Origin of the sequence: Blautia sp. MCC283, assembly GCF_018785565.1 — a bacterium.
GTDB lineage: Bacteria > Bacillota > Clostridia > Lachnospirales > Lachnospiraceae > Blautia_A.
On record NZ_WQQB01000069.1, the window covers coordinates 1 to 26,448 of the forward strand.

The following is a 26,448-nucleotide window of genomic DNA, read 5'->3' on the forward strand; positions in this document are numbered from 1 at the left end:
AAATATTCCTCCTTAGCTCAGTCGGTAGAGCATGCGGCTGTTAACCGCAGTGTCGTTGGTTCGAGTCCAACAGGGGGAGCATGGTGCCATAGCCAAGTGGTAAGGCAAAGGTCTGCAACACCTCTATCCCCGGTTCAAATCCGGGTGGCACCTCTTAGAAAGCCCTGGAAAGATGAATTTCCAGGGCTTATTTTTCCTATAAAAATGTATTTGCTGAAGACCGTGAAGACAGACTTCTGGAAGATCGGACAGCATCAGGAATTTTTTTCCGTAAGCAGGATTCGTTTACGATTATAAACCAGGTGAAGGTACATGGCATCCTGAGCACGCAAAGCGTCATGCTCTGCAATGGCAGCTCCTTATACAGGAATCCGTTTTATGCCTACCGGCGGGATCAATGCGAAAAACCTTGAGGACTATCTTTCCTGTGACAAAATCCTCTGCTGCGGCGGAAGCTGGATGGTAAAAGGAGATCTTGTGAAGGCAGGAGAATTTGACAAAATAAGAGAACTGACAGCAGAAGCAAAAAAGCTTGCGGATTCCATAAGAAAGTAATCAAACTTAATACACATATTCAATAAAAAAAGCAGAACCCTGCACAACCAGGCAGAGTTCTGCTTTTTTGTCAATTATTGTGAAAATAGATCAATGAAGTAGGATCGGCAGAAGCTTTTTCCGCTTCAGCTGCCAGATCAGCTACAGGATCCGCAGAAGGTTTCCGAAGATCCATTCGGTAAAGATAAAAGATCCCACCGAAGAAACCGGGAATCAGTCCGGCGTATCCACCGGCACATAAGATCACAGTCAGCTTCACCATCAGTTCTGTCTGAAGTTCCAGACAAACAAGTAATCCTGCAAGAATTCCGGCTGCACTCCATCCAGCTGTCAAAAGTGCAAGAAAAACAGCTGGCGCAGGGGCCTTTTTTAAATTTTGATCTAAGTGATTCCACAGTACTTTATACATAATCCATTCCTCCTGTTTTGCTGGAATTATACTTCTGCTGTTGTCAGCAACAGTCAGCTATAATATTGATTTCCTTTATTTGTCTGTATTATAGAAAAGAAATGTAAAATACAAATGCGCAGGAATGAAAAATCTTTGTAAAATATAAGTAGAAATTGCATTTTGAATTAAGAACCGATATACTTATAAATATAGTTATTAATAATATTCGATCACAGCCGAAAACATTTTTCTACAGCTGTGATACGTGAGTGAGAGAATTAAAAGGGGGCAGATAAAAGCCCCCTGAAATCATATAGAGAGTAAAGAGGAGGGGTGGAAATGGAGCATACGGAAGAATATGTGAAGCTGGAGAATGTATCCAAAATCTATGGCTCAAAAGAAGTGAAGATCATAGCTGTGGATGAGATCAGCTTCCGGATAAAAAAAGGAGAATTTGTGGTTGTGGTAGGACCAAGCGGTGCCGGAAAGACAACGGTGCTGAATATCCTGGGCGGAATGGATAAGGCCACATCCGGCAATGTCTGGATCGATGGAAAAAATATTGCAAAATATACAGACCGGCAGCTGACCGGATACCGACGGGAGGATATTGGATTTGTATTCCAGTTTTATAATCTGGTGCCAAATCTGACTGCATTGGAGAATGTGGAGCTTGCTCTTCAGATCTGTAAGGATCCTCTGGATGCTAGGACAGTTCTGGAGGAAGTAGGGCTGAGGGAGAGACTGACCAATTTTCCGGCACAGTTATCCGGCGGTGAGCAGCAGAGAGTTTCCATAGCCAGAGCGCTGGCGAAGAATCCAAAGCTTCTGCTCTGTGATGAACCTACAGGAGCGTTGGATTATCAGACCGGCAAGGCAATCCTGAAGCTCCTTCAGGATACCTGCAGGGAACGGGGCATGACGGTTATTGTCATTACTCATAACTCTGCATTGACACCTATGGCCGACCGTGTGATCAAGATCAAAAACGGCAAGGTTTCCAGGATGACTGAAAATGCACATCCCACACCAGTGGAAGAGATTGAATGGTAGGTGACGGAATGAAGGCATTACACAAAGATTTCTGGATGGAGATCCGGAAAAGTAAAGCACGTTTTATCTCGATCTTTCTGATCGTGGCACTGGGTGTTGCATTTTTTTCCGGGATCCAGGCGTCTTCTCCGGATATGAGATATTCCGGAGATGCTTATTATGAAGCAGCAAAGCTGATGGATCTGAAGATCCAGGGAACCCTGGGACTGACGCAGCGTGATGTAAAAGCGGTATCGGACATTGACGGTGTGGAACTGGCTGAGGGCAGCTACTCTACGGATGTTATGAGTGGAGAGGACGATGCCAGGAAGGTTCTTCATCTGGAAGCCATCAGCAGCAATTTTAATTTGCTTACAGCAGATGAAGGAAGGATACCGGAAAAAAGCGGCGAGATTTTTCTGGACAAGCCATTTGCAAAGAATCGGGGGTATAAAATCGGGGATACCATATCTGTCAGTGAGGATGGAGACAGTGAGCTTTTGAAAAAAACAACCTATACAGTTGTGGGAATCGGAAGCAGCCCTCTTTATATTTCATTTAACAGAGGAAATACGACTCTTGGATCCGGTGAGGTCAGCGGCTTCGGATACATTCTTCCAGAGGATTTTGAACAGGAGGCTTTTACCCAGATCTATATTATGGTTCATGAATCCGGGGATGTGATCAGCTATACCGATGCTTACGACAATCTTATCAAAAAGATCCGGAAACGCGTGGAAGGTATCGAAAAAGAACAGTGCAGCCTGCGCTACGAGGAGATCGTCGCAGAAGCCAATGAAAAACTGGATGATGCCAGAAAAGAGCTTGAGGACGGAAAGAAGGAATCAGAGGAAAAACTTGGCGACGCGAAGAAAAAGCTGGATGATGGGCAGAAGAAGTATGAGGATGGAAAAAAAGAGTACGAAGATGGAAAACAGCAGCTCAGTGATGCAAAAAAGGAGCTGACCGATGGAAAACAGCAGCTTGCTGACGGAAGAAAACAGATTGAAGATGGATGGTCTCAGCTTAACAGCGCAAAACAGCAGGTGGAAGACGGTCTGTCCCAGTTAAATGCTGCCAGATCCCAGCTTGCTGACTCCGAAGCACAGATAAATGAGAAGCAGTCAGAGCTGACTGCCGGATATGAACAGCTGACTGCCGCAAAACAGCAGGTAAGTGACGGCGAGGCCCAGCTCCGGGAAGCGGAAAAAACACTGGAAAGCAAACAGGCTGAGCTTGACAGTGGAAGAGAACAGTTGGAAACGGGAAAGAATACGATCAAAGAAACAAAGACTGCTCTCACCGGTCAGAAAGAACAGTGTGAGGCAGGACTTGTACAGGTTTCCGAGGGCGAATCCCAGATCAATTCCAGTGAAGAAGCCCTTTCCGGGCAGCAGGCACAGCTGGATGAATTGACCAGCCAGAAAGAGGCATTAAGCAGTCAGGCGGCGGAGCTGCAGGCGCAGTATGACGCCGGTGCGGAAGCAGGAAAAACCGAGGAAGAGCTGGCGGAGCTTTCCACGCAGATCCAGACTTTAAATGGTCAGATCAGTGCAATGGAAGAACAGATAAATGCCGGTCAGGCCCAGATCGACGGGGCGCAGGCAGAGCTTACTGCAAAAAAATCAGAGCTGGCCCAGACAAGAGCTGAACTGGAGAGCAGCCTTGGTCAGATCAATGAGGGCTTCAGCCAGATCAAAGAACAGGAAGAGACACTTTCCAGGACAGAGGCACAGCTGAACGAAGGCCAGGAAGAACTGGATAAAGGGAAAAAAGAACTGGAAACAAAGAAAGCAGAGCTTTCCGCGGCAAAAGAAGAAATTGCGGCAAACCAGGCAACTCTGGATGATGGCCAGAGCCAGCTGGATTCGGCCAGAGCCCAGCTCAGCTCAGGGCGGCAGCAGCTGGAGGAAAAACAGGCCCAGTTAAATGCCGGTCAGGCAGAGATCCAGGCCAATACAGAAAAGCTTACCAGCAGTCAGGCAGAACTGGATGCAAATGAACAGAAGCTTCTGGATGGTGAAAAAGAGATCCGGGAAAATGAACAGAAATTAAAAGACGCCAAAAAAGACCTGGAGGACGCCAAAAAGAAGCTTTCCGATGGAAAGAAAGAATATCAGGACGGCAAAAAAGAAGCCGATGACAAAATTGCGGAAGCCCAGCAGAAGATCGAGGATGCCCAGAAAGAGGTGGATGATATTGAAACACCGGAATGGATCCTCTCAGACCGCAATGACCTTCCGGAATATTCGGATTTTGGTGATAACGCAGAGCGACTGAAAAACATCGGAAAGGTTTTCCCGATGATATTCTTCCTTGTAGCGGCTCTGATCAGTCTTACCACGATGACACGAATGGTGGAGGAACAGCGAACCCAGATCGGAACCATGAAAGCGCTGGGATACGGAAAAGCATCCATTGCATCCAAGTATCTCAGCTACGCATTTCTGGCTACAGTAGGCGGAAGTATCGCAGGAGTACTTTTCGGAGAAAAGGTTCTTCCGTTTATCATTATCCAGGCGTATGGAATCATGTACTGGAATATTGGCGATCACATGCAGTTGGATTATGAGTTACAATATGCACTGATCGCTTCCGGGGCAGCGGTGATCTGTACTATGGGCGCTACACTGTTTTCCTGCGCAAAGACCCTGGCAGAAACACCGGCATCTCTGATGCGTCCGCCTGCACCGAAAGAAGGAAAACGGATCCTTATTGAACGGATTAGCTTTATCTGGAAGCATCTGAGCTTTTCCTGGAAATCGTCCATGCGAAATCTTTTCCGTTATAAAAAGCGTCTTTTTATGACCATTTTCGGAATTGCAGGAAGCATGGGACTGATGCTTGTAGGATTCGGACTTTATGACTCCATTATGGATATTGCGATTCTCCAATATGACCAGATCCAGCACTATGATGCCATGGTGATCAATGATGAGGATGCCACAGACAGCCAGGAAAAGGATCTTCTGAAATTCCTGGACGGAAACAGCGAGATCGATCACTATACCCGTGTGCAGCTCACCAAGATGACGGCACCAAAAGAAAAGGGAAGTGTCAGTATCTATGTGTATGTTCCGGAAAATACGGAAAATTTTAAAGAGGATGTAACGTTACGTGACAGAAAGTCCCACGAGCAGTATGAGCTTACCGATGATGGAGCGGTGATCTGTGAAAAAACGGCTTCTCTTATCGGTGTGAAAACAGGAGACGAGATTACCCTGGAGAAAGACAACAGAAAATATAAAGTAAAGATCACTGCTGTCACGGAGAACTATATGGGACATTACGTTTACATGACCCCACCCTGCTATGAAAAAACATTCGGAGAGAAACCGGAATATTCAAGTACAGTATATACTATGAAAGAGGATGCAGAGAGTGATCTGGAAACTCTTGGAAATGCGATCCTGAAATATCCGGCAGCTTTAAGTATCAGCTATACAAGCAGCACAGCAGGTCAGGTAGAGCGAATGCTGGGATCCCTCGGAGCGGTGATCTGGGTCCTGATCATTTCTGCCGGAATGCTGGCATTTGTGGTACTGTATAATCTGAACAACATCAATATCACAGAGCGTCAGAGAGAGCTTGCAACATTGAAGGTCCTGGGATTTTATGATGGCGAAGTTTCCCAGTATGTATTCAGGGAAAATGTCCTGCTGTCCTTCATAGGGATTCTGGCAGGCGCAGTGTTCGGAATCTTCCTCCACCGGTATGTGATCACAACCGTTGAGGTAGATGCGGTGATGTTCGGAAGAAATATCAAGCCAATAAGCTTTGTCTACAGTGGGCTCATTACCTTCGGATTCTCCATGTTTGTAAATATGGTGATGCATTTCAAACTGAAAAAGATTGACATGGTAGAGTCGCTGAAAAGCGTAGAATAAAATACGGAAATGAGAAGAAGGCCTGCATACAGGGAAATATGTGAAATCCCCGGAAATGCAGGCCTCCGTCTTGACAAAAAAAGAAAATTTCATTATAGTAGGAACATGGTAAAGGCGTTGAATAAGAGGAGTATGCAGGAATACGCTGACAGAGAGAGATGCACGGACGCAGAAGGAGCGCAGGCTGGAAGGCATTTTCAGATGGAAGACTGCAGAAGGTAGCTTAGGAGCCGGGAGACTGAAGGCAATAATTTCTGGGAGTGCTATAAGAACAGACACAGAAGCTGCTGCGTAGGTTTTCACGTACCCCGCGTTAAGGGATAAGAGATAGACGGGAATAACAGATAAGATAGTTTTCCCGGATAATGAAGGTGGTACCGCGAGAATGATCGCCCTTCGCACAGGAGTTGTTAGCTTTGGTGTGGAGGGCGTGCTTTTTTCTTGCAGAAAACAGGAGCATTTTAAAGCTTCCATAATCAGAAAGAGCTGCCCCAAAAAGACAGCTTGATCCCAAGAAAGATTCAGGAGGAAAACATGAGCAAAGAACTTGCAAAGACTTATGATCCCAAGGGTATTGAGGATCGTCTGTACAAAAAATGGATGGACAACGGATACTTCCATGCAAAAGTAAATCCGGACAAAAAACCTTTCACAATCGTAATGCCGCCGCCCAATGTAACCGGACAGCTGCATATGGGCCATGCACTGGATGAGACCATGCAGGATATCCTGATCCGTTTCAAGAGAATGCAGGGTTATGAGGCTCTCTGGCAGCCGGGAACAGACCATGCAGCCATCGCTACAGAGGTTAAGGTAACAGAGAAACTTCGTAAAGAAGGTATCGACAAGAACGAGATCGGCCGCGAGGAATTTATGAAACATGCCTGGGCATGGAAAGAAGAGTACGGCGGAAAGATCATCAACCAGCTGAAAAAACTGGGTGCATCTGCAGACTGGGAGCGCGAGCGCTTTACCATGGATGAAGGCTGCTCCAAGGCTGTTCAGGAGGTATTTATCCGTCTCTATGAAAAAGGATATATTTACAAAGGTTCCAGGATCATCAACTGGTGTCCGGTATGCCAGACTTCTATTTCCGATGCAGAGGTTGTACATGAGGACCAGGATGGATATTTCTGGCACATCAATTATCCGATCGTAGGTGAGGAAGGACGTTTCGTTGAGATCGCAACCACTCGTCCGGAGACACTTCTCGGTGATACAGCAGTTGCTGTAAATCCGGAGGATGAGAGATATAAAGATCTTGTAGGCAAGATGCTGAAACTTCCTCTTACAGACAGAGAGATCCCGGTTATTGCCGATGAGTATGTTGACAAGGAATTCGGAACAGGCTGCGTTAAGATTACACCGGCACATGACCCCAATGACTTCGAGGTTGGACGCCGCCATAATCTTGAGGAAATCAATATCCTTAACGATGATGCGACTATCAACAGCCTTGGCGGAAAATATGCAGGTATGGACCGTTACGAGGCACGTAAGGCCATGGTAGAAGACCTGAAAGAGCAGGGACTCCTTGTAAAAGTTGTTCCGCACAGTCACAGTGTTGGTACCCATGATCGCTGCGGTACAACCGTAGAGCCAATGATCAAACCACAGTGGTTTGTAAAAATGGATGAAATGGCAAAAGCTGCCATCAAGACTCTGGACGACGGAAATCTTCAGTTTGTTCCGGCACGTTTTGACAAAACTTACCTGCATTGGCTGGAGAACATTCGTGATTGGTGTATTTCCCGTCAGCTCTGGTGGGGACACAGAATCCCGGCTTATTACTGCGATGAGTGCGGTGAGATGGTTGTTGCAAGAGAAATGCCTGAGAAGTGCCCGAAATGCGGATGCACACATATGCACCAGGATGAGGACACTCTGGATACCTGGTTCAGTTCCGCACTGTGGCCATTCTCCACGCTTGGATGGCCGGATAAGACACCGGAGCTTGAGTACTTCTATCCGACAGATGTTCTGGTAACCGGATATGATATCATCTTCTTCTGGGTTATCCGTATGGTATTTTCCGCACTGGAGCAGACCGGTGAGACTCCGTTCCACCATGTACTGATCCACGGCCTGGTACGTGACTCCCAAGGACGTAAGATGAGTAAATCCCTTGGAAACGGTATCGATCCGCTGGAAGTTATCGATAAATACGGTGCAGATGCACTTCGTCTGACTCTGATGACAGGTAATGCACCTGGAAATGACATGCGTTTCTACTGGGAGCGTGTAGAGTCCAGCCGTAACTTTGCAAACAAGATCTGGAATGCATCCCGTTTCATTATGATGAACCTGGAAGGAAAGACCGTAACAGAGCCGGAAGACCTGAACGCTCTTTGCAACGAGGATAAATGGATCCTTTCCAGACTGAACACCGTGATCCGCGATGTTACCGAGAACATGGATAAATATGAGCTTGGAATCGCTGTACAGAAAGTTTATGACTTCCTGTGGGATGAGCTCTGTGACTGGGATATCGAGATGGCCAAAGTAAGACTGTGGAAAGCAGAGGAGAACCCGGCAGCAGCAAACGATGCACTGTGGACACTTCGCACTGCACTGACACAGGGACTGAAGCTTCTTCATCCGTTCATGCCGTTTATCACAGAGGAGATCTACTGCACACTGCTTCCTGAGGAAGAGTCCATTATGATCTCTGACTGGCCGGTATACAAAGATGAGATGAACTTTGCAGATGCTGAGAAAGCAGTTGCAAGCTTCCAGGAAGTTGTACGTGGAATCCGTAACACCAGAAACGAGATGAACGTACCACAGAACAGAAAGACAAATATCTACATCGTAGGCAAGGACGCTGAGAGCTGTGCACGTTTTGAGTCCTGCAAGAGATCCTTTACAAACCTTGCGTTTGCAAAAGAGATCCACGTACAGCAGGATAAGAGCGGAATCGGTGAGGATGCGGTATCCATCGTTGTGGCAGACGGTGTGGTTTATCTGCCGCTGGAGGATCTGATCGACCGTGAAAAGGAGATCGAACGTCTCACAAAAGAGCAGGAGCGTCTTACAAAAGAGATCGCACGCTGCGAGGGAATGCTGAACAATCCGAATTTTGTGAACAAGGCACCAGCAGCCAAGGTAGAGGCAGAGAAGGAGAAACTTGAGAAATACAAAGAGATGAAAGAGAAAGTGAACCTGCAGTTAACACAGATGGTGAAATAACGAAGGAGTGTTTTAATGAAGTGGTGTAACTTTTTCAATAAGATTTCGCTGATACTTCAGGCTCTGGGCTGTGCAGTCCTGTACTTTGTGATCGAGGCCATATGCAGGCACTCGTTCACAGAGGCGTGGACCTACATGACCACAAAGCCGCTTGTATTTGCTTATAATGCAGCGTTTATCTTTACAACGATGCTGATTGTTTATCTCTTCCGAAAGAGAATTTTCTGGCGTATATTTGTGGGCAGCTTATGGCTGTTTCTGGGAATCGTAAACGGTGTGCTTCTTCTCAACCGTGTCACACCGTTTACAGGACCGGATGTGAAGAATCTGACAGATGGTCTCAGTATTGCAAAAAAATATCTGACCCATACCCAGATGACCATAGGTGCAGTTCTTCTGGGGATTGCAGTTCTGATTCTTCTGATCATCCTGATAAGATCGCCGAAGTACAGAGGCAAGCTGAAATATAAGGTAAATATTCCGCTGGTCCTGGTCGGGGTTCTTGCATTTGGAGGAATCACACAGCTTGCTCTGGAAAAAAGAGTTCTTTCCAATTATTTTGGAAACATTGCCATAGCTTATGAGGATTACGGATATCCTTACTGTCTGGCAACGACGATCTTTAATACCGGAATCAGTGCACCGAGAGACTATTCCAAAAGCGAGATCAAAAGGATCGAGAAGTCGGAAGAAAATCTTCCGGAAACGAAAGAAGGCAGTCATCCGAATATTCTGTTTTTACAGCTGGAGTCCTTTTTTGATCCTACGCTGGTAAATTATCTGGAGCTGTCAGAAGATCCTATTCCGAATTTCAGAAAGCTGATGAAGGAGTATTCCTCCGGATATTATAAGGTACCTTCCGTAGGAGCCGGAACCGCAAATACTGAGTTTGAATCCATTACTGGAATGAGCCTTCATTATTTTGGACCGGGAGAATATCCTTACAAGAGTATCCTTAAGGAAACTACATGTGAGAGCGCGCCGTATGTTCTGAAGAATCTGGGCTATACTGCCCATGCAGTACATAACAATGAGGCGAATTTCTACGGAAGAAGAAGCATTTTCCCGAATCTGGGATTTGATACCTTTACTTCGGCAGAGTACATGAAGGATGAAAACCAGAAGAACCCGTTGGGCTGGACCAAGGACAGTGTCCTCACCGATGAGATCGTCAAGTGTCTGGATTCCACAGAAGGACCTGATTATGTATATACTATTTCCGTACAGGGACATGGAGATTACCCTTCAGAACCGGTGCTGGAAAATCCGGAGATCACAGTTTCCGGGGCCCCTACGGACGAGCTGAACAATAAGTGGGAGTATTATGTAAATCAGATCCATGAGATGGATGATTTTGTCAAAGAGCTGACTGATAAGCTGGCAGATTATCCGGAGGATGTGGTACTGGTTATGTATGGTGATCATCTGCCAACCATGGGACTGACTGTGGAGGATGTGGAGAATAAATATCTGTTCCAGACAGAGTATGTGATGTGGGATAATTTCGGACTTAAGAAAAAGAAAGAAAATCTTGCGGCATACCAGATGGCAGCAGAGGTTATGGACCGTGTAGGTATCCATGAGGGAAATATTTTCAAGTATCATCAGGCAAGAAGAAATACCAAAAATTATCAGGTGGATCTGGAGACCCTGCAGTACGATCTTCTTTACGGAAAGCAGTATACATATGACGGAGAGAATCCTTTTGAGCGGACAAAGATGCGTATGGGAATCTATGATACCACACTGGATTCCATTCAGGTTGTGTCTGAGACGGATCACACCTATTATATCCAGGGAACAAACTTTACGCCGTCCAGCCAGGTGAAGATCAACGGAGAATGGTACGATACGGTTTACGTGAATCCTACCAAGCTGATTATTACCGGAAAGGAACTGGATGATTTTGACCGGCTCTCGGTAGTGCAGCGAAGCAACAGTTCCACCAGAAAGGCCATGACAAAGAGCCATGACCGGGCAGTTTATGCACTGCTTGCTGACAGCAAGTGGAAGCTTGACAGTGAAAAGAGCAGTTCTGATACAGGGCTAACGGATACAGCGTCAGAAACGGGATCCACAGAAGATTCCGGTGAAGAAAACAGTACAGACAACCAGTAAATGACATAGAAAAGATACTCCGATACAAAAAATGTCGGATAAAATATTACGATTAGGACTGGACATCTTCCACCACTATTATATAATGGTATCGTAACGAACAGAAGGGGAGAAGCTTTTCTCCCCAAAAGTTCTTTACGAATACATTATAGATAAGTGATGGTTTTTTTTATGAATTACGAAGAAGCAGTTGCGTATATTGAAGATATACCGAGATTTACTACTAAGAACAGCCTGGACCATACCAGAGAATGTTTAAGAAGACTTGGAGATCCGCAGAGGAAATTCCGTGTGATCCATGTGGCAGGAACCAACGGAAAGGGAAGTACCTGTGCTTTTATCACATCGGTCCTTCGGGAAGCAGGATATTCCTGCGGACTTTTTACATCTCCTCATCTGGTGGAGATCAACGAGCGTTTTCAGATCAACGAGGAAGTGATCGATGACGATACCTTCCTTTGTGCTTTTGAAAAAGTTAAAAAGCTTTCCGATGAGCTGGTTGCGGAGGGCAGCTATCATCCCACCTATTTTGAGACACTCCTTCTGATGGGAATGGTGATCTTTGCAGAAGCCGGCGTGGATTATGTAACACTGGAGACCGGCCTTGGCGGACGTCTGGATGCAACCACTGCGGTGGAGGATCCGGCAGCCTGTGTGATCACATCCATCAGCCTGGATCATATGCAGTATCTTGGGAATACGGTTTCCGAGATCGCAGGAGAGAAGGCAGGGATCATGGTGCCGGGTGTTCCGGTGATCTACGACGGAAATGATCCGGATGCGGCCGTAGTGATGCGTGAGAATGCAGAGAAGCTGGGATGTCCATATTATGAGCTGAAACGGGAAGATACAGAGATCCATAAGATCACAAAGGACGGAATCCGATTTTCTCTTAAGGACAAGACATATGGCGATACCGTATTTGACATACCGTTTATCGCCCGTTATCAGGTTATGAATGCAGCTCTTGCGGTAAAAACCATTCAGGTACTGGAAGATCAGATCCCGGTATCTCTGGAGGCTCTGAAGGCCGGTATGGCCAAAACACGCTGGCAGGGAAGGATGGAAACGGTTCTTCCGGGTGTGATCGTGGATGGCGCACATAACGAAGACGGTGTTGAGAAGTTTGTAGAGACAGCAGAACATTTCCAGAAGGAATTTCCTCTGACTTTGCTGTTTTCCGCAGTGGATGACAAGGACTATACGGATATGATCCGTACGATCTGTACCAGGATCCGTTTCCGACATGTGATCGTCACACAGGTAGGCGGATACCGTAAAGTTCCGGTCGAAGAGCTTGCGGAGATCTTCCGTGAAGACGGAGTACCGGAAGTTGAAGCAATAGAGGATGTTCCGGCAGCTTTTGAACGGGCAGTAAAGGAAAAAGGCGAGGATGGAATGCTGTTCTGTGTAGGATCCCTTTATCTGGTCGGTGAGATTAAGGCTGTGATCAGGAGGAAAAAATTATGATCGATTATGAAGAGGAACTGAAGAAATTTGAACCATGTCTGGATGTGGCAGATGTAGAAGGCGCCATTTATGACCGGGAGATCACAGATATCATGGATGTACTCCAGGAGATGCTGCGTGAGGTCAAGAGCAACAGACGTGTAAGATAAGGAGAAGTGAATGAACTGCATAAACTGTGGAGCGTTCCTGACAGATACAGATCTGGATTACTGTCCGCACTGTGGAGCCAATGTACTGATCCAGAAGAAGGTGGATTACCTTTCCAAGCTTTATTATAACCAGGGCCTGGAAAAAGCCAGTATCCGGGATCTGTCCGGGGCGATCAGCTGTCTGAAGCAGAGTCTTGCCTATGACAAACGGAATATCCGTGCGAGAAATCTTCTTGGCCTTGTATATTTTGAGACCGGTGAGGTGGTTGCCGCACTGAGTGAGTGGGTCATCAGCAAGAATATCCAGAAGAATCGGAATCTGGCTTCAGAATATATTGCCAGGCTTCAGGCAAACCAGAACAAACTGGAAACGATCAACGAAAGCATCAAGAAATACAACAATGCCCTTGCCATGTGCAGGGAAGGCCATGAGGATATGGCGGCCATCCGCCTGAAAAAGATCCTGTCCCAGAATCCCAAGCTGATCAAGGGGTATCACCTTCTTGCGCTGATCCAGATGAAGAATCAGGAGTGGAACAAGGCAAGAAGAACCCTGAAAAAAGCAGCCAGGATCGACAAGACCAATACCACTACACTTCGTTTCCTGCGTGAAGTTGACGAGCAGACGGGTGTTACCACAAAGATAGAAAAACGGCGTAAGGGCTTGTTTGGAAATGAAAAAAATGAGAATGATAATATTTCCGGAGAAATCGTTGTAAGGCCGTCGTCTTATAAAGAAAGATCAAAGATATCACTTTTCTTTACCACGGTACTTGGATTTGCGGCAGGTGCGGCAGCATTCTGGCTTCTTGTACTGCCGGCTGTGAAACAGGATATTTACAGGCAGGCCAATGAGCAGATCATACAATACAGTGATTCTCTTTCCAGCCAAAGTGTGGAGCTTACCAAGGCTCAGGGAGAAGTTGCCCAGTCCAGTGATACGGCAGATGCAGTTGCCAAGCAGGCAGAGGAAGAGCAGAAACGCAGTCAGAGCTATGAGGCTTTGTTCAATGCATATACTGCCATGCAGCAGGATGATCTGGATACAGCAGCGCTGGAGCTCCAGAAGGTATATGTGGATACACTGTCAGATTCTGCAAAGGGGATCTACAGTACTATCAGCGGAAAGACCGGTGTAAGCGGGATCGAGAGCGGAGCTTCTGACGGAACGGCAAGTGCTGACAGCAGCACAGATGGAACATCTGAAGCAGGAGCTGATGCTGCTGCTTCGGATGGAGAGGATACACAGAGCTCTGACGGAGATACCGGAGAAGACAGCAGCTACAGTGACGGAGGATATGAGGATTCCTCTTACGATGACGGTTATACAGAATAAAAAAGATCATAACTCATACAGAGGAGAAACCTCGGATAAGGGGAATGTGCGTTGGCGCATTCCTCTTTTTTTACCCTTTGGTCATAAAAAATGGAATAAAAAATCAAAAATGGGGGAATGATAAAATGACATCAGGTTTTGAAAAATCCGGAACCGTGCTGACTGTACATCTTCCGGCGGAACTGGATCATCCGGCTTCTGATGAGATTCGGAGAGAATCAGACCGAATTATTGGACATGACTATATAAAAAACATGATCTTTGATTTCTCAGAGACCGTTTTTATGGACAGTTCCGGGATCGGCCTGCTGATGGGGAGATATCGGGCACTTGGTATGAGGGGGAAATGTGTGCAGGTTATCAATGTGAACAGTCATATTGCAAAGCTTCTGCGGCTATCCGGAGTGGGAAAATATATTGAAATCTGTGGAAGTGAAAAATCGGCAGGTGAACAGGAGGGTGTTTATGATGGAAAACACAAATGAAATGACGATCATTTTTGACAGCAGACCGGTAAATGAAGCACTGGCAAGAGTGGCTGTGGCTTCATTCTGCACACAGCTGAATCCTACGCTGGAGGAAATTTCGGATCTGAAGACCGCAGTATCGGAGGCAGTGACCAACTGCATCATACACGGGTATGAAGGGGAGATACATAAGATCCGGGTAGAATGTCGTCTCCGAGGGCAGGAGCTTCAGGTAGATGTAACGGATCACGGAGCCGGGATCCCGGATATCAAAAAAGCCATGGAGCCACTGTTTACCACAAAGGCTGATAAAGACCGCTCCGGTATGGGGTTTACATTCATGGAGGCATTTATGGATGAGCTTCAGGTGGAATCGGAGGTTGGTCGTGGAACTACTGTGCACATGAAAAAGATCATCAGGAGGTAACTATGGATCGTACTCTTGTCCTCATCGGGCGTGCACACCAGGGGGATAAAGCGGCAAGAGATCTTTTGTTTGAGGAAAATACAGGGCTGATATACAGTGTGGCAAAGCGTTTTTTGGGACGTGGGGTGGAGATGGAGGATCTGTTCCAGATCGGCAGCATCGGACTTCTGAAAGCAGTGGATAAGTTTGACATGTCCTATGATGTGAAATTTTCCACCTATGCAGTTCCCATGATCATCGGAGAGATCAAACGTTATCTCAGGGACGACGGGATACTGAAGGTAAGCCGTTCTCTGAAGGAAAATCACTACCGGATCTATCAGGTGAGAGAAGCACTGACGCGCCGGCTGGAGCGGGAACCTACGACGGGGGAAATGGCAGCGGAAATGGGAATTTCCATAGAAGAACTGGTAATGACTATGGAATCCGGTGCAGAGGTGGAATCTCTTCACAAAACGATCTATCAGGGTGAGGGAACGGAGATTTCTCTGATGGACAAGCTCCCGGAAAAAGAAAACCGGCAGGAAAAAGCACTGGACAGGATTTTTTTGGAAGAGATACTGGGGACTCTGGAGGCAAAGGAGCGGAGGCTGATCTATATGCGGTATTTTCAGAACATGACCCAGATGGAGATTGCCCATGAGCTTGGCGTATCCCAGGTACAGGTATCCAGAATGGAAAAGAGGATCCTGCGCAGTCTGCAGGAATCCGCAGAGAAAAAATAAAAGGGAGCCATGAGAAATGCTGCTGTTTTCTCATGGCTCCCTTTTGTGGGCAGCAGGTTCGATCAGACTGCTGCTTTTTTATGAAAAAGTACATTTTTGTATTTGGAAAGTGCTCCAAGAAGGATCATACCGATCACACCGGCTGAGATAAATTCGCCGGCTCCTACTGTGAGCATCATAAACGGGATAGGAAGGTTAATGCCATATCCGTAACGAAGCACAAGAGGAACGATCACAATGTTGGAAATGATCGGTGGAATCGGGGCTGTCCATTTACCTGTATTGCGAAGCTTGTAGGTGAAGAATGCACCAATGAGTGTGGCAATGCTTCCGAAAATGATGTCAACCGGAATCGCACCGCCCAGAAGATTGGCGATGATACATCCCACAAAAAGTCCCGGGATGGCAGCCGGTGTGAAGAACGGAAGCACAGTCAGCGCCTCGGAAAACCGGATCTGAACTTCACCGAAGCTAAGTGGCGCGAATACCAGTGTCAGGACAACATATACAGCTGCAATGGCAGCTCCCTGTACCAGAAAATGAGTACCTTTGTTTTTCATGTTTTTTATTCTCCTTTAGTTTTGTTTTACGAGTGGAAGGTCACGAACACTCGGCACATTTATAGGCGGTGACCGCCTTGTAAGCCCTGTACGACCTTGGTTTTTGCGGGCTTTTGCAGCGAAACTGAGTATAGCATAAGGGGCGTGGAAATGCAAGGTACGATCCTGACTATTTGATAACCCTGGCCTGTGTGGACAGACCCTGGCTCTGAAGCAGGCCAGACAGAAGCAAAAGCAGCAGGAACCTTATGGAAACAGGGGCTTTTTTCTTGACAGCTTTTTGTGATATTGATAAAATATATTTCAGTATATAGGTTAAAGGGGCATTGGTTTTGATCTAAATCGATGTCTCTTTATTTATGTATCACACACATTATACCAGGGAGGTAGAAAGATGTTAAAAGTATGGATCGCAGGTGCCAACGGACAGATCGGACGGGCACTGAATGATGTTCTGGATCCAATGCAGATCGAGACTCTGAACACAGATCTTGATGAGCTGGATATCACAGACACAGATGAAGTGATCAACTTCGGTTCCATTAACCGTCCGGATGTGATCATCAACTGCACCGGTATCACAGATACCGATGAGTGTGAGAAGAATCCGGAACATGCATACCGTGTCAACGCACTGGGAGCAAGAAACTTAAGCATCGTGGCAAGAAAATGCGGGGCAAAGATCGTCCAGCTTTCCACAGATGATGTTTTCGACGGAAAGAGCAAAAAACCGTATACAGAGTTTGACGATACCAATCCGCTGACTGTTTACGGCCGTTCCAAGAGAGCCGGAGAGAACTATGTAAAAGAGTTTACACACAAACATTTCATTATCCGAAGCAACTGGGTATACGGAAAAGGCGGAAACAATTTTGTAAACCGTGTGCTGGAGACAGCAGAAAAAGGCCAGGCGCTTTCCGTTGCTTCGGATCAGTTCGGATCACCGACCAGCGCCAAGGATCTGGCAAGAATGATCCTGTATCTTATCGATACCAACGAATATGGAACTTATCACGTAACCTGCAGCGGTGTATGCAACCGTTATGAGTTTGCAACCGAGATCCTTCGCCTTGCAGGAAAGGAGATCGAACTGAGATCCGTGCCGACAGAGCAGTCAGATCTTTCTTCTGTCAGACCGCCATATGCCGTCCTTGATAATTTTATCCTCCGTATTATTGAAGTGTATGACATGCCGGACTGGAAAGCATCGCTGAAAGAATATATGGATGAAAGAGCGGAGGACTAGAATGAAAGAGAAAAATATAAAAGAGAAAACACAGCAGAAAAAGAAAATGGGCCTTACCACGAAGATCTTTGTGGCGCTGATCGCAGGTGCGATACTGGGAATCATTCTCTGTTACCTGGTTCCTGACAGCAGCTTCAAGAAAGATGTGATCGTGGAGGGAATCCTTTATGTGATCGGACAGGGATTTATCCGTCTGATGAAAATGCTGGTTGTACCGTTGGTATTCTGTTCCCTTGTCTGCGGAAGTATGTCCATCGGTGATACCAAGAAGCTTGGAACCGTAGGTGTGAGAACACTGGTATTTTATCTGGCGACTACAGCTCTGGCTGTTTCGGTTGCTCTGACGGTAGGTAATCTGATCAATCCGGGTGTGGGACTTGATATGAGCTCTATTCAGTCCTCCGCTTCCTCTGTGGAGACTATGGAGGCGACCTCTCTTACGGATACCATCCTGAATATCATTCCGGATAATCCGATCAATTCCCTGGCAAGCGGAACCATGCTTCAGGTTATCGTATTTGCCCTGATCGTGGGTGTGATCCTTGCGAAAATGGGAGAGCGCGCAGAGACAGTAGCGAACTTTTTCAGCCAGTTCAATGACATCATGATGGAGATGACCATGATGATCATGGCACTTGCACCGATCGGTGTATTCTGCCTTATCAGCAGAACCTTTGCAAACATCGGTTTCAGCGCGTTTATCCCGCTGGCAAAATATATGATCGGTGTTCTCCTTGCACTGGCAATCCAGTGCTTCGGCGTATACCAGATCCTGCTGAAGATCTTCACAGGACTGAATCCGATAAAATTCATCAAGAAATTTTTCCCGGTTATGGCATTTGCATTCTCAACAGCTACATCCAATGCCACGATCCCGATGTCCATTGATACCCTGTCCAAAAAAGTGGGTGTTTCCAAGAAGATTTCTTCATTCACCATTCCTCTTGGAGCTACCATCAACATGGACGGTACCTCTATCATGCAGGGTGTTGCCGTAGTATTTGCGGCACAGGCCTTCGGTATCCACTTAAGTCCGATGGATTATGTGACAGTTATCGGAACTGCAACCCTTGCTTCCGTAGGAACTGCCGGTGTACCAAGTGTTGGTCTTGTTACTCTGACCATGGTATTTAACTCTGTAGGACTTCCGGTTGAGGCAATTGGTCTGATCATGGGTATTGACCGTATCCTGGATATGACCAGAACAGCGGTTAACATTACCGGTGATGCAGTCTGCACAACCATCGTTGCACACCAGAACGGTGCACTGGATAAAAACGTGTTCAACGAATCAAACTAAATATCCGGTTCAAAAAAAGATCCGACCCTTTCGGGTGAGAAAAAAACGAAAAACGGCTGTACATATCGTAAGAGCGATATGTGCGGCCGTTTTTTTACTGGATCAGGTAAGTCCCCTGCTTATTCCTGTTCCAGAACACCCATGACAGAGGGTAGTTCCAGCTGCTGATAGGTGTGAAGGATCTTTTCCAGCTCAAAGATAGCAGGGGTAAGAAACTTATTCTTGTGATAGACCAGCTTGAATTTCCGGTTCCATTCCCCTGCTTCGTTGCAGAAGACCCGGACTGAACGGTGACGGATCTCATGATGCATAAGACGGATGGACATAACAGAGAGCATCTGGTTATACAGCACTGCGTTCAGCAGTGCCCGCGGACTGTTGGCTTCCCAGGCAGTTCGGATCTTCAGATCATGGCGAAGGGTGTAATCCTCAAAAAGCTGTCTGGTACCGCTTCCATATTCCCGGACTGCAAATTTCTGGTTGTTCAGCTCCTGGACATGGATGCGTCCTCTGCGGTAAAACGGATGCTTTTTTCCGGCGGCAAGGACCAGACAGTCGTCGATGATGGGAAGAACGACAAGGTCCGGGGAATGGATCTCACCTTCTACCACAGCAGCGTCCAGCTCAGAACGCAGAAGCTTCTGCTCGATATTTTGCGTGTTGGTGACAAAGGAGTAAACGACAAGGTCCGGGATTTTTTTCTGCAGATCCAGGATAATGGATGGGGTCAGGCAGGTTCCCACAGTGAGGGTGGAGCCAAGCTTCAGGGTGGAAGACTGTCCCTGGTTCTGCATCAGCTCTTCCAGCTGCTGAAACTGGCGGATCATTTCACGGGCATGGGGAAGAAGAAGCTTTCCCCGTTCTGTGAGATAAAGCTTTTTTCCAAGACGTTCAAAGAGAAGGCCGTTATAATGAGCTTCCAGCTCACGGACGGCCTGACTGACTGTTGGCTGGGAAAGATAAAGATGTTTGGCAGCAGCACTCATGGAGCCCTGTTCCGCAACGGCCGCAAAAACAGTGAGATGGCGGATGGTCATATGGAATCTCCTTTTATTGTAAATTGGTATATAGGTAAAACCTATCATTTTTATAAAATAATATCATTTCTCAAATACATCTTCAAGTGGTATAGTAGGAAGTACGTGAAAACGATTTCAACATTGCAAAATACAGGGCAACGATACCGTGGGAAAGTATCGGAATGCCGGTGAGACCAGGAGGAGGAAATATGTCAGCATTAACTGTAAGCAAAGAGGAAGAGAAAAGACTGAAGGGGCAGGGTTTTTTAAATAACCGGGGAACCGATGAATTTTCTGCACGGGTGATCACTGTAAACGGAAAGGTGACAGCGGCACAGCACAGATGTATGGCGGAAGCAGCAGAGAAATTCGGCAACGGAAATCTTACCTACACGACCAGGCTTTCCGTGGAGATCCAGGGAATCCCCTACGAAAAGATCGAAGAGTTTCAGGAATTTATTGCGAAGGAAGGTCTGGAGACAGGAGGAACAGGAGCAAAGGTCCGACCGGTAGTATCCTGCAAGGGAACCACCTGTCAGTATGGACTTCTGGATTCCTATGCAATTTCAGAAGAGATTTTCCGGAGATTCTATAAAGGCTACCGTCAGGTTGCACTGCCGCATAAATTTAAGATCGCAGTAGGCGGATGCCCGAATAACTGTGTGAAACCAAATCTGAATGATGTGGGGATCATCGGACAGAGGATCCCGCACTTTGACAGCGAGGCATGCAAGGGCTGCAAAAAATGTGCCATTGAAGCTGCATGTCCAAACAAAGTGGCGAAAGTCGTTGACGGGAAACTGCACATTGATGAGGAGCTTTGCAGACACTGCGGAAGGTGTGTGGGAAAATGTCCATTCCATTCCATCCCGGACGGTACCTACGGATTCAAGATCTATATCGGTGGACGCTGGGGAAAGAAAATTTCTCATGGAAAGGCCCTGAACCGGATCTTTACGTCAGAGGAAGAGGCACTGGATGTTATTGAGAAGGCAATCCTACTTTTTAAGGACCAGGGATTAAAGGGAGAACGTTTTGCCGAGACTATAGAACGAATTGGATTCGAAAATGCAGAAAAACAATTATTGGAAAAAAATCTTCTGGAAAGAAAAATGGAAATTTTGTCCAAATAGAGATATAAAAAACTTCCTATTATATAAGCTGTCTGAAACTGAAAAAATGCGAGCAATAATATAAAAAATTTTTATCCCATTTATATAAATTTTTATTATATCACAATATTAACAAAAAACTAAGTGAAAATTCTATTTGAAATATGCAAAATAATGTGATAAAGTATTAACAATACATGAACGGAGGTAAAAAGAGTGGAAAACTACATGTATTTGGTGCCGGTGGCAGCAGTACTGGCACTTCTGTTCGCAGCATACCTTGCAGCGAAGGTCAGCAAGCAGGATGCAGGAACAGACAGAATGAAGGAGATCGCAGGTGCGATCGCAGAAGGTGCCCGCGCCTTCTTAACAGCAGAGTACAAGATCCTGGTTATTTTTGTAGCCGTACTTTTTGTACTGATCGGAATCGGAGTTGGAAGCTGGGTAACAGCAATCTGCTTCGTAGTAGGTGCTCTGTTTTCAACAATCGCAGGATACTGCGGTATGACCGTTGCAACAAAGGCTAATGTAAGAACAGCAAATGCAGCAAAAGAGGGAGGAATGAACAAGGCTCTTTCCATTGCATTCTCCGGCGGTGCTGTTATGGGTATGTGTGTTGCAGGTCTTGGTGCACTGGGTGTCAGCGTTGTGTATATCATCACAAAGAACGTTGACGTACTTTCTGGATTCAGCCTTGGTGCTTCTTCCATCGCACTGTTTGCACGTGTTGGTGGTGGAATCTATACAAAGGCAGCTGACGTAGGAGCTGACCTTGTAGGTAAGGTTGAGGCAGGAATCCCGGAGGATGACCCTCGTAATCCGGCTGTTATCGCGGATAACGTAGGTGATAACGTAGGTGATGTTGCCGGTATGGGTGCAGACCTTTTTGAGTCCTATGTAGGATCTCTGGTATCTGCCCTTACACTTGGTGCGGTAGCCGGAGCAGTTTCCGGTGTTCTTTATCCGCTGGCTATTGCAGGCTGTGGACTGATCGCATCCATCATTGCAACATTCTTTGTAAAAGGTGATGATAATTCCAATCCGCAGAAAGCCCTCACAAGAGGAAGCTATGTATCTGCAGCACTTGTTATCATCGTGTCCCTGATCCTCAGCAAGACTCTCTTCGGAGACATGAAGGCAGCCATCGCTGTGATCGCAGGTCTTGTTGTCGGTGTCATCATCGGAAACATTACAGAGTATTACACATCTGCAGATTACAAACCGGTTCAGGGAATCGGCGAGCAGTCTGAGACAGGTGCAGCTACAACTATCATCAGTGGTATCGCAGTAGGTATGAAATCTACAGCATTCCCGATCCTGCTGATCTGTGTTGGTATTTTTGTAGCATACGGTGTGGATGGATTATACGGAATCGCTCTTGCAGCAGTTGGTATGCTTTCCACAACAGGAATCACAGTTGCCGTTGACGCGTATGGACCCATCGCTGACAATGCCGGTGGTATTGCAGAGATGTCAGGTCTGGATGAGTCAGTTCGTGAGATCACAGATAAGCTTGATTCTGTAGGTAACACAACAGCAGCTATGGGTAAAGGCTTCGCGATCGGTTCCGCAGCTCTTACAGCGCTTGCTCTGTTTGTATCTTATGCGAATGCAGTAAATCTGGATGCGATCAATATCCTTGCTCCTCGTGTTACGATCGGTATCTTTATCGGTGGTATGCTTACATTCCTCTTCTCGGCCTTCACAATGGAATCCGTTTCTAAGGCTGCTTACAAGATGATCGAGGAAGTAAGACGCCAGTTCCGTGAGAAACCGGGTATCATGAAGGGGACTGAGAAACCGGATTACAAATCATGCGTTGCGATCTCCACAACAGCAGCTCTTCACGAGATGATGCTTCCTGGAATCATGGCGGTCGTTGTTCCGGTTATCGTAGGTGTTGTTCTTGGCGTTGAGGCTCTTGGAGGACTTCTTTCCGGTGCTCTTGTAACAGGTGTACTGATGGCAATCTTCATGTCCAACGCAGGTGGTGCATGGGATAATGCTAAGAAATACATCGAGACAGGACATCATGGCGGAAAAGGCAGCGAGGCGCACAAAGCAGCCGTTGTCGGCGATACAGTCGGCGACCCGTTCAAAGATACGTCAGGTCCGTCCATCAACATCCTGATCAAACTTATGACCATCGTGTCACTGGTATTTGCTCCTCTGTTCTTATCCATCGGAGGACTTCTGTAATCATTATTTCAGAAAAACAGTAAACCCATATTATATAAAAAAGCTCTTTGCAGAGAAATCTGTAAGGAGCTTTTTGTGCGACAAGCGGCTGATCTGTACGGATAGGTCGTTGAATCCTGGATTAAGGCTCATGCTTCTTTTTCCGGATTTTCGGTCCGCTCTGCCTGCTCGATCAGTGTCTGGTTCACATCATCTTCATAGGTACGCATCTGTACCTGCATGGGAGTGGGATCATCGCTTAGTTTCAGATGTCCGAAATGATTAAAGAAGATCAGCACACCAAGTCCGATCCCGACAGAGTAGGAGATCTCCAGAATGGTAAAACCATTGGAGCTTTTTCCCATGACAAGGGTGTAAAACTGGTCAAAAAGACTTCCAAGATCCACGTCATTATTAAAGGTCATAATAGAAAAAGCGGCGCCAAAAAAGGAAACCAGGCATACAAAAAAGATTTTTACATACCGGAAAAGCTTTCCTGTGGCGGAACTGATGCGGTAGGTGATGATGAAATCCGTTTCTCCCATGGGAGAAATATCAATAGATGGTTCCAGCTTCTGGATCTTTTTCAGAAGATCTGACACAGACATGACATAGCGTCCGGGCTTTGTCTCGTCCAGAACCATTACCGGCATGACCCGGAGACGGTTGAGGATCTTTGGATCACTCATGGAAAGGGCGGCAATGTCCTGGAGGTATACATGGGGATTGGTAACTTCGATATTCTGATCCAGCTGAAGATAAAGAGTATCGCTCATGAGAAAAAACTCCTTTCTCGAAACCTTACTTTTTCATTTTCGGCCGGAAGAAAAAACTGGCCAGATAAGAGAAGATCAGGGCAGAGGAAACTCCGGCCGCACAGGCAGTAAAGCCTCCTGTGAAAAGTCCCAGGATACCGTCTTCTTCAATGGCTTTTTTCATTCCTTCCCACAACACATGGCCGAAACCGATCAGGGGAACGGAAGCTCCGGCACCTGCAAAATCCACCAGCGGCTTGTAGATACCAACGGCACTTAATACGGCACCGCTGCACACCAGAAGTACCATCACGCGGCCGGGCATCAGCTTTGTTTTGTCCAGAAGAATCTGGATCAGGGCGCAGATGAGACCGCCGAACCAGAATGCGTTGAAATAATCCATACTTACACCTCCATATGCTCAATGACAACTCCGTGGGCGATACCTGGAATACTGTCACCTTCGTTGAAACTTACCTTGGAAAGAAGGGCGCCTGTGGGCACAAAAAGAATCCGCTTCCATTCCCCGGATACAACTTTTGGAAGGATATAGGAGGCAAGGACTACGGCAGAACAGCCACAGCCGCTTCCTCCTGCGTGAGTATCCTGAGATGGATTGTCATAGATCAGGATTCCGCAGTCTTTATGAATGGGTGAGAGCTGGATGTTCTGTTCGGACAGAAGATCCAGGAGAATTTTTTGCCCGATGCTCCCCAGATCCCCGGTAAAGACGGCATCGTAATCCGAAGGCTTCCGCCCGAAATCTGAAAAGTTCCGTGCAATGGTATCACAGGCAGCAGGAGCCATACATCCGCCCATATTCATGGAATCTTTGAGTCCGTAATCCATGACCCGGCCGGCCGTAAGTCCAGTGATGGCAGCGCAGCCGTTGCCGGAGCGCAGAGGAGATTTTTCCCCAGGAGGGGCTGTGTTCAGAATACAGGCGCCGCTTCCTGTTACAGTCCAGGTGGCAGAAAAGGGCCGCTGATTACCGTATCCCAGAGGAAAACGAAATTCTTTTTCCGCACTTGCAAAATGGCTGGAGGTGGCACATAAGACCCGGGTGCCGAAACCGGCGGTGAGAGCAAGGCAGCCGAGAGACAAGGATTCCCCCATGGTGGAGCAGGCGCCGTAAAGTCCGTAGAAAGGAATTCCAAGCCCGGCGGAACCAAAGCAGGTAGCTGCAGTCTGGGCAAGAAGATCTCCGGCAAACATCAGGTGGATATCTTCGAAGTCCAGTCCGGCTTTGTTCATGGCCAGAGTGGCAGTTTCTTTCTGCAGGGTACTTTCCGCAGATTCCCAGGTGCCGCAGCCAAACATGGGATCTTTACAGATCAGGTCAAAAAAATCTCCAAGAGGACCATCAGCTTCTTTCTGGCTGACAATAGATGCGGCGCTTTCGATATAAAGAGGCTGTGAAAAGGAAATGCTGGCTGCGCCAAGATGAAGATTTCTACTCATGATATCACCTCCAGGATTTTCAGAATGTAATAGATCACACCGAGAGCCCAGGCACTTAAGATACCGTATAGAATCACAGGTCCTGCAATGGTAAAGATCTTGCATCCAATGCCGAAGACCTGTCCTTCTGCACGGAACTCAATGGCGGATGCTGCTACCGAATTGGCAAAACCGGTAATGGGAACAAGGCTCCCGGCACCACCGAATTTGCCGATCTTCGGGTAGATCCCAAACCCTGTGAGAATGACGCTTAAAAGGATGAGAAGTACAGAACACCAGGTTCTGGCGTCGGAAGTGTCCGCACCGAGAGCCAGTGCTGTGTTGATAATGACCTGGCCAAGAAGACAGATCAGTCCGCCCATGAGAAATGCTTTTGCCATATTCAGAGGAAGACTGTGGGTTGGGGTAAGCTGTTTGACATACTGTTCGTATTTTTTTTCGTCAATATTACGCATATGAAAAATCCTTTCGCAAGATGATGGAGGGCTGTAAAGTTTACATCCAGCCCATGGCATAATAAAAAAGAGAGCCAAAAGTTTTTCCGGCAGCAATGGATATGATCACAAGAGAAAGTCCCTGGGTGAGTTTCAGGCGTCTGGCGAAAACGGGAAAGACTTTTGCAATTTCTGCCAGTGCCAGGATCCAGCCACCCAGGAAAATTCCGAAGAATACTCCGCAGACAGCCAGGAAAAAAGGTCCCAGTGGGATCCTGACCGGAAAGAGGGTAACGATGGTTCCGGCAACGGTTCCCAGAAGTGACATATCTTCATATAAAAAAATGTGATTGGCTGTGTGGGTGATGCCTGCATAACGGGGAACAATGGAAAGTCCGATCAGCAGTCCGGAAACTCCTCCGGCTACGATGATACCGGCACAGAAACCGGTGAAGCACAAAAGCACCTGTTGAAACATGGACGGAACCTCCTTTGTGTATTTCTATGGAAGTAGTATGAGTGAATATAAAATTTTTATGCGAAAATCTTAAAAAACAAGAATATCTGTACATTTTCTGACTTAGATAGTATAATAAAAAAGGCTATAGACAGCGGCGTACAGGCGCTGTCTTTCTTA

22 protein-coding genes, 2 tRNA genes and 1 pseudogene are annotated in these 26,448 nt (G+C 46.7%); 17 read left to right on the forward strand and 8 right to left on the reverse strand.

The window, feature by feature from the left end:
* The first annotated feature begins 6 nt into the window (after positions 1 to 6).
* From GPK81_RS16435 to GPK81_RS16445, 3 genes and pseudogenes are all read left to right on the forward strand, one after another.
* Positions 7 to 79 (forward strand) — tRNA-Asn (locus GPK81_RS16435).
* Between the two features lie 3 nt (positions 80 to 82).
* Positions 83 to 153, forward strand: a tRNA-Cys gene (locus GPK81_RS16440).
* Between the two features lie 192 nt (positions 154 to 345).
* Positions 346 to 555, forward strand: a pseudogene (locus GPK81_RS16445) (bifunctional 4-hydroxy-2-oxoglutarate aldolase/2-dehydro-3-deoxy-phosphogluconate aldolase); the annotation flags it as partial.
* 70 nt (positions 556 to 625) lie between these two features.
* Here the strand turns inward: GPK81_RS16445 and GPK81_RS16450 are convergent.
* A complete protein-coding gene (locus GPK81_RS16450) occupies positions 626 to 964 on the reverse strand; it encodes a hypothetical protein (RefSeq protein WP_021977038.1) in 339 nt (112 codons plus the stop codon).
* Between the two features lie 321 nt (positions 965 to 1,285).
* Here GPK81_RS16450 and GPK81_RS16455 point away from each other — a divergent pair, with 321 nt between their 5' ends.
* The 10 genes from GPK81_RS16455 (at position 1,286) to GPK81_RS16500 (ending at position 15,746) form a co-directional block, all read left to right on the forward strand.
* Positions 1,286 to 1,999, forward strand: a complete 714-nt coding sequence (locus tag GPK81_RS16455; RefSeq protein WP_021977039.1) for an ABC transporter ATP-binding protein — start codon at positions 1,286 to 1,288, stop codon at positions 1,997 to 1,999.
* Entirely contained in the window at positions 1,993 to 5,865 is a 3,873-nt protein-coding gene (locus GPK81_RS16460) for an FtsX-like permease family protein (protein ID WP_215707369.1), read from the forward strand. The genes GPK81_RS16455 and GPK81_RS16460 overlap by 7 nt, the downstream gene beginning before the upstream one ends.
* Positions 5,866 to 6,399: 534 nt before the next feature.
* Complete coding sequence (locus GPK81_RS16465; RefSeq protein WP_215707370.1) at positions 6,400 to 9,054, forward strand: valine--tRNA ligase; 2,655 nt, start codon at positions 6,400 to 6,402, stop codon at positions 9,052 to 9,054.
* A 15-nt stretch (positions 9,055 to 9,069) separates the two neighbouring features.
* On the forward strand, positions 9,070 to 11,172 hold the full coding sequence (locus tag GPK81_RS16470) for an LTA synthase family protein (protein WP_215707371.1): 2,103 nt from the start codon (positions 9,070 to 9,072) through the stop codon (positions 11,170 to 11,172).
* Positions 11,173 to 11,343: 171 nt separating this feature from the next.
* On the forward strand, positions 11,344 to 12,642 hold the full coding sequence (locus GPK81_RS16475) for a bifunctional folylpolyglutamate synthase/dihydrofolate synthase (protein WP_021977043.1): 1,299 nt from the start codon (positions 11,344 to 11,346) through the stop codon (positions 12,640 to 12,642).
* A complete protein-coding gene (locus GPK81_RS16480; RefSeq protein WP_021977044.1) occupies positions 12,639 to 12,791 on the forward strand; it encodes a hypothetical protein in 153 nt (50 codons plus the stop codon). The genes GPK81_RS16475 and GPK81_RS16480 overlap by 4 nt, the downstream gene beginning before the upstream one ends.
* A 10-nt stretch (positions 12,792 to 12,801) precedes the next feature.
* Positions 12,802 to 14,127 (forward strand): hypothetical protein, encoded by a 1,326-nt coding sequence (locus tag GPK81_RS16485; protein ID WP_174088303.1) that lies wholly within the window; start codon positions 12,802 to 12,804, stop codon positions 14,125 to 14,127.
* Between the two features lie 125 nt (positions 14,128 to 14,252).
* Positions 14,253 to 14,612: an STAS domain-containing protein gene (locus GPK81_RS16490; RefSeq protein ID WP_021977046.1), complete on the forward strand. Its 360-nt coding sequence runs from the start codon at positions 14,253 to 14,255 to the stop codon at positions 14,610 to 14,612.
* On the forward strand, positions 14,596 to 15,021 hold the full coding sequence (gene spoIIAB, locus GPK81_RS16495; protein WP_015526893.1) for an anti-sigma F factor: 426 nt from the start codon (positions 14,596 to 14,598) through the stop codon (positions 15,019 to 15,021). Before GPK81_RS16490 ends, spoIIAB begins: the two co-directional genes overlap by 17 nt.
* Positions 15,022 to 15,023: 2 nt before the next feature.
* Complete coding sequence (locus GPK81_RS16500; protein WP_021977047.1) at positions 15,024 to 15,746, forward strand: SigF/SigG family RNA polymerase sporulation sigma factor; 723 nt, start codon at positions 15,024 to 15,026, stop codon at positions 15,744 to 15,746.
* Between the two features lie 62 nt (positions 15,747 to 15,808).
* Here GPK81_RS16500 and GPK81_RS16505 read toward each other — a convergent pair whose 3' ends face one another.
* Positions 15,809 to 16,306, reverse strand: a complete 498-nt coding sequence (locus GPK81_RS16505; RefSeq protein WP_021977048.1) for a QueT transporter family protein — start codon at positions 16,304 to 16,306, stop codon at positions 15,809 to 15,811.
* A 355-nt stretch (positions 16,307 to 16,661) separates the two neighbouring features.
* Between GPK81_RS16505 and rfbD the strand changes: the two genes are divergently transcribed.
* Together rfbD and GPK81_RS16515 are read left to right on the forward strand one after the other, a co-directional pair.
* Positions 16,662 to 17,552 carry a dTDP-4-dehydrorhamnose reductase gene (gene rfbD / locus GPK81_RS16510; protein ID WP_265191178.1) on the forward strand — a complete coding sequence of 297 codons (891 nt, stop codon included), beginning with the start codon at positions 16,662 to 16,664 and terminating at the stop codon, positions 17,550 to 17,552.
* Position 17,553: 1 nt separating this feature from the next.
* On the forward strand, positions 17,554 to 18,852 hold the full coding sequence (locus tag GPK81_RS16515; protein ID WP_015526900.1) for a dicarboxylate/amino acid:cation symporter: 1,299 nt from the start codon (positions 17,554 to 17,556) through the stop codon (positions 18,850 to 18,852).
* Between the two features lie 119 nt (positions 18,853 to 18,971).
* Here GPK81_RS16515 and GPK81_RS16520 read toward each other — a convergent pair whose 3' ends face one another.
* Complete coding sequence (locus tag GPK81_RS16520; protein ID WP_215707372.1) at positions 18,972 to 19,889, reverse strand: LysR family transcriptional regulator; 918 nt, start codon at positions 19,887 to 19,889, stop codon at positions 18,972 to 18,974.
* 191 nt (positions 19,890 to 20,080) lie between these two features.
* Between GPK81_RS16520 and GPK81_RS16525 the strand changes: the two genes are divergently transcribed.
* Both GPK81_RS16525 and GPK81_RS16530 read left to right on the forward strand, forming a co-directional pair.
* The gene (locus GPK81_RS16525) at positions 20,081 to 21,004 is read left to right on the forward strand and encodes a 4Fe-4S binding protein (RefSeq protein WP_021977051.1); all 924 of its coding nucleotides are present in this window, start codon (positions 20,081 to 20,083) and stop codon (positions 21,002 to 21,004) included.
* A 195-nt stretch (positions 21,005 to 21,199) separates the two neighbouring features.
* A complete protein-coding gene (locus GPK81_RS16530; RefSeq protein WP_044961021.1) occupies positions 21,200 to 23,182 on the forward strand; it encodes a sodium-translocating pyrophosphatase in 1,983 nt (660 codons plus the stop codon).
* A 128-nt stretch (positions 23,183 to 23,310) separates the two neighbouring features.
* Here the strand turns inward: GPK81_RS16530 and GPK81_RS16535 are convergent, their stop codons facing one another.
* From GPK81_RS16535 to GPK81_RS16555, 5 genes are read right to left on the reverse strand one after another with little or no spacing between them, the layout of a single operon-like run.
* Positions 23,311 to 23,937, reverse strand: a complete 627-nt coding sequence (locus GPK81_RS16535; RefSeq protein ID WP_215707373.1) for a stage V sporulation protein AA — start codon at positions 23,935 to 23,937, stop codon at positions 23,311 to 23,313.
* 25 nt (positions 23,938 to 23,962) lie between these two features.
* The gene (locus GPK81_RS16540; RefSeq protein ID WP_021977054.1) at positions 23,963 to 24,319 is read right to left on the reverse strand and encodes a SpoVA/SpoVAEb family sporulation membrane protein; all 357 of its coding nucleotides are present in this window, start codon (positions 24,317 to 24,319) and stop codon (positions 23,963 to 23,965) included.
* A gap of 2 nt (positions 24,320 to 24,321) precedes the next feature.
* Positions 24,322 to 25,377 (reverse strand): stage V sporulation protein AD, encoded by a 1,056-nt coding sequence (locus GPK81_RS16545; RefSeq protein ID WP_118071090.1) that lies wholly within the window; start codon positions 25,375 to 25,377, stop codon positions 24,322 to 24,324.
* Complete coding sequence (locus GPK81_RS16550; RefSeq protein ID WP_215707374.1) at positions 25,374 to 25,832, reverse strand: SpoVA/SpoVAEb family sporulation membrane protein; 459 nt, start codon at positions 25,830 to 25,832, stop codon at positions 25,374 to 25,376. Before GPK81_RS16550 ends, GPK81_RS16545 begins: the two co-directional genes overlap by 4 nt.
* A gap of 40 nt (positions 25,833 to 25,872) precedes the next feature.
* Entirely contained in the window at positions 25,873 to 26,289 is a 417-nt protein-coding gene (locus GPK81_RS16555) for a stage V sporulation protein AB (protein ID WP_021977057.1), read from the reverse strand.
* Between the last annotated feature and the right edge of the window lie 159 nt (positions 26,290 to 26,448).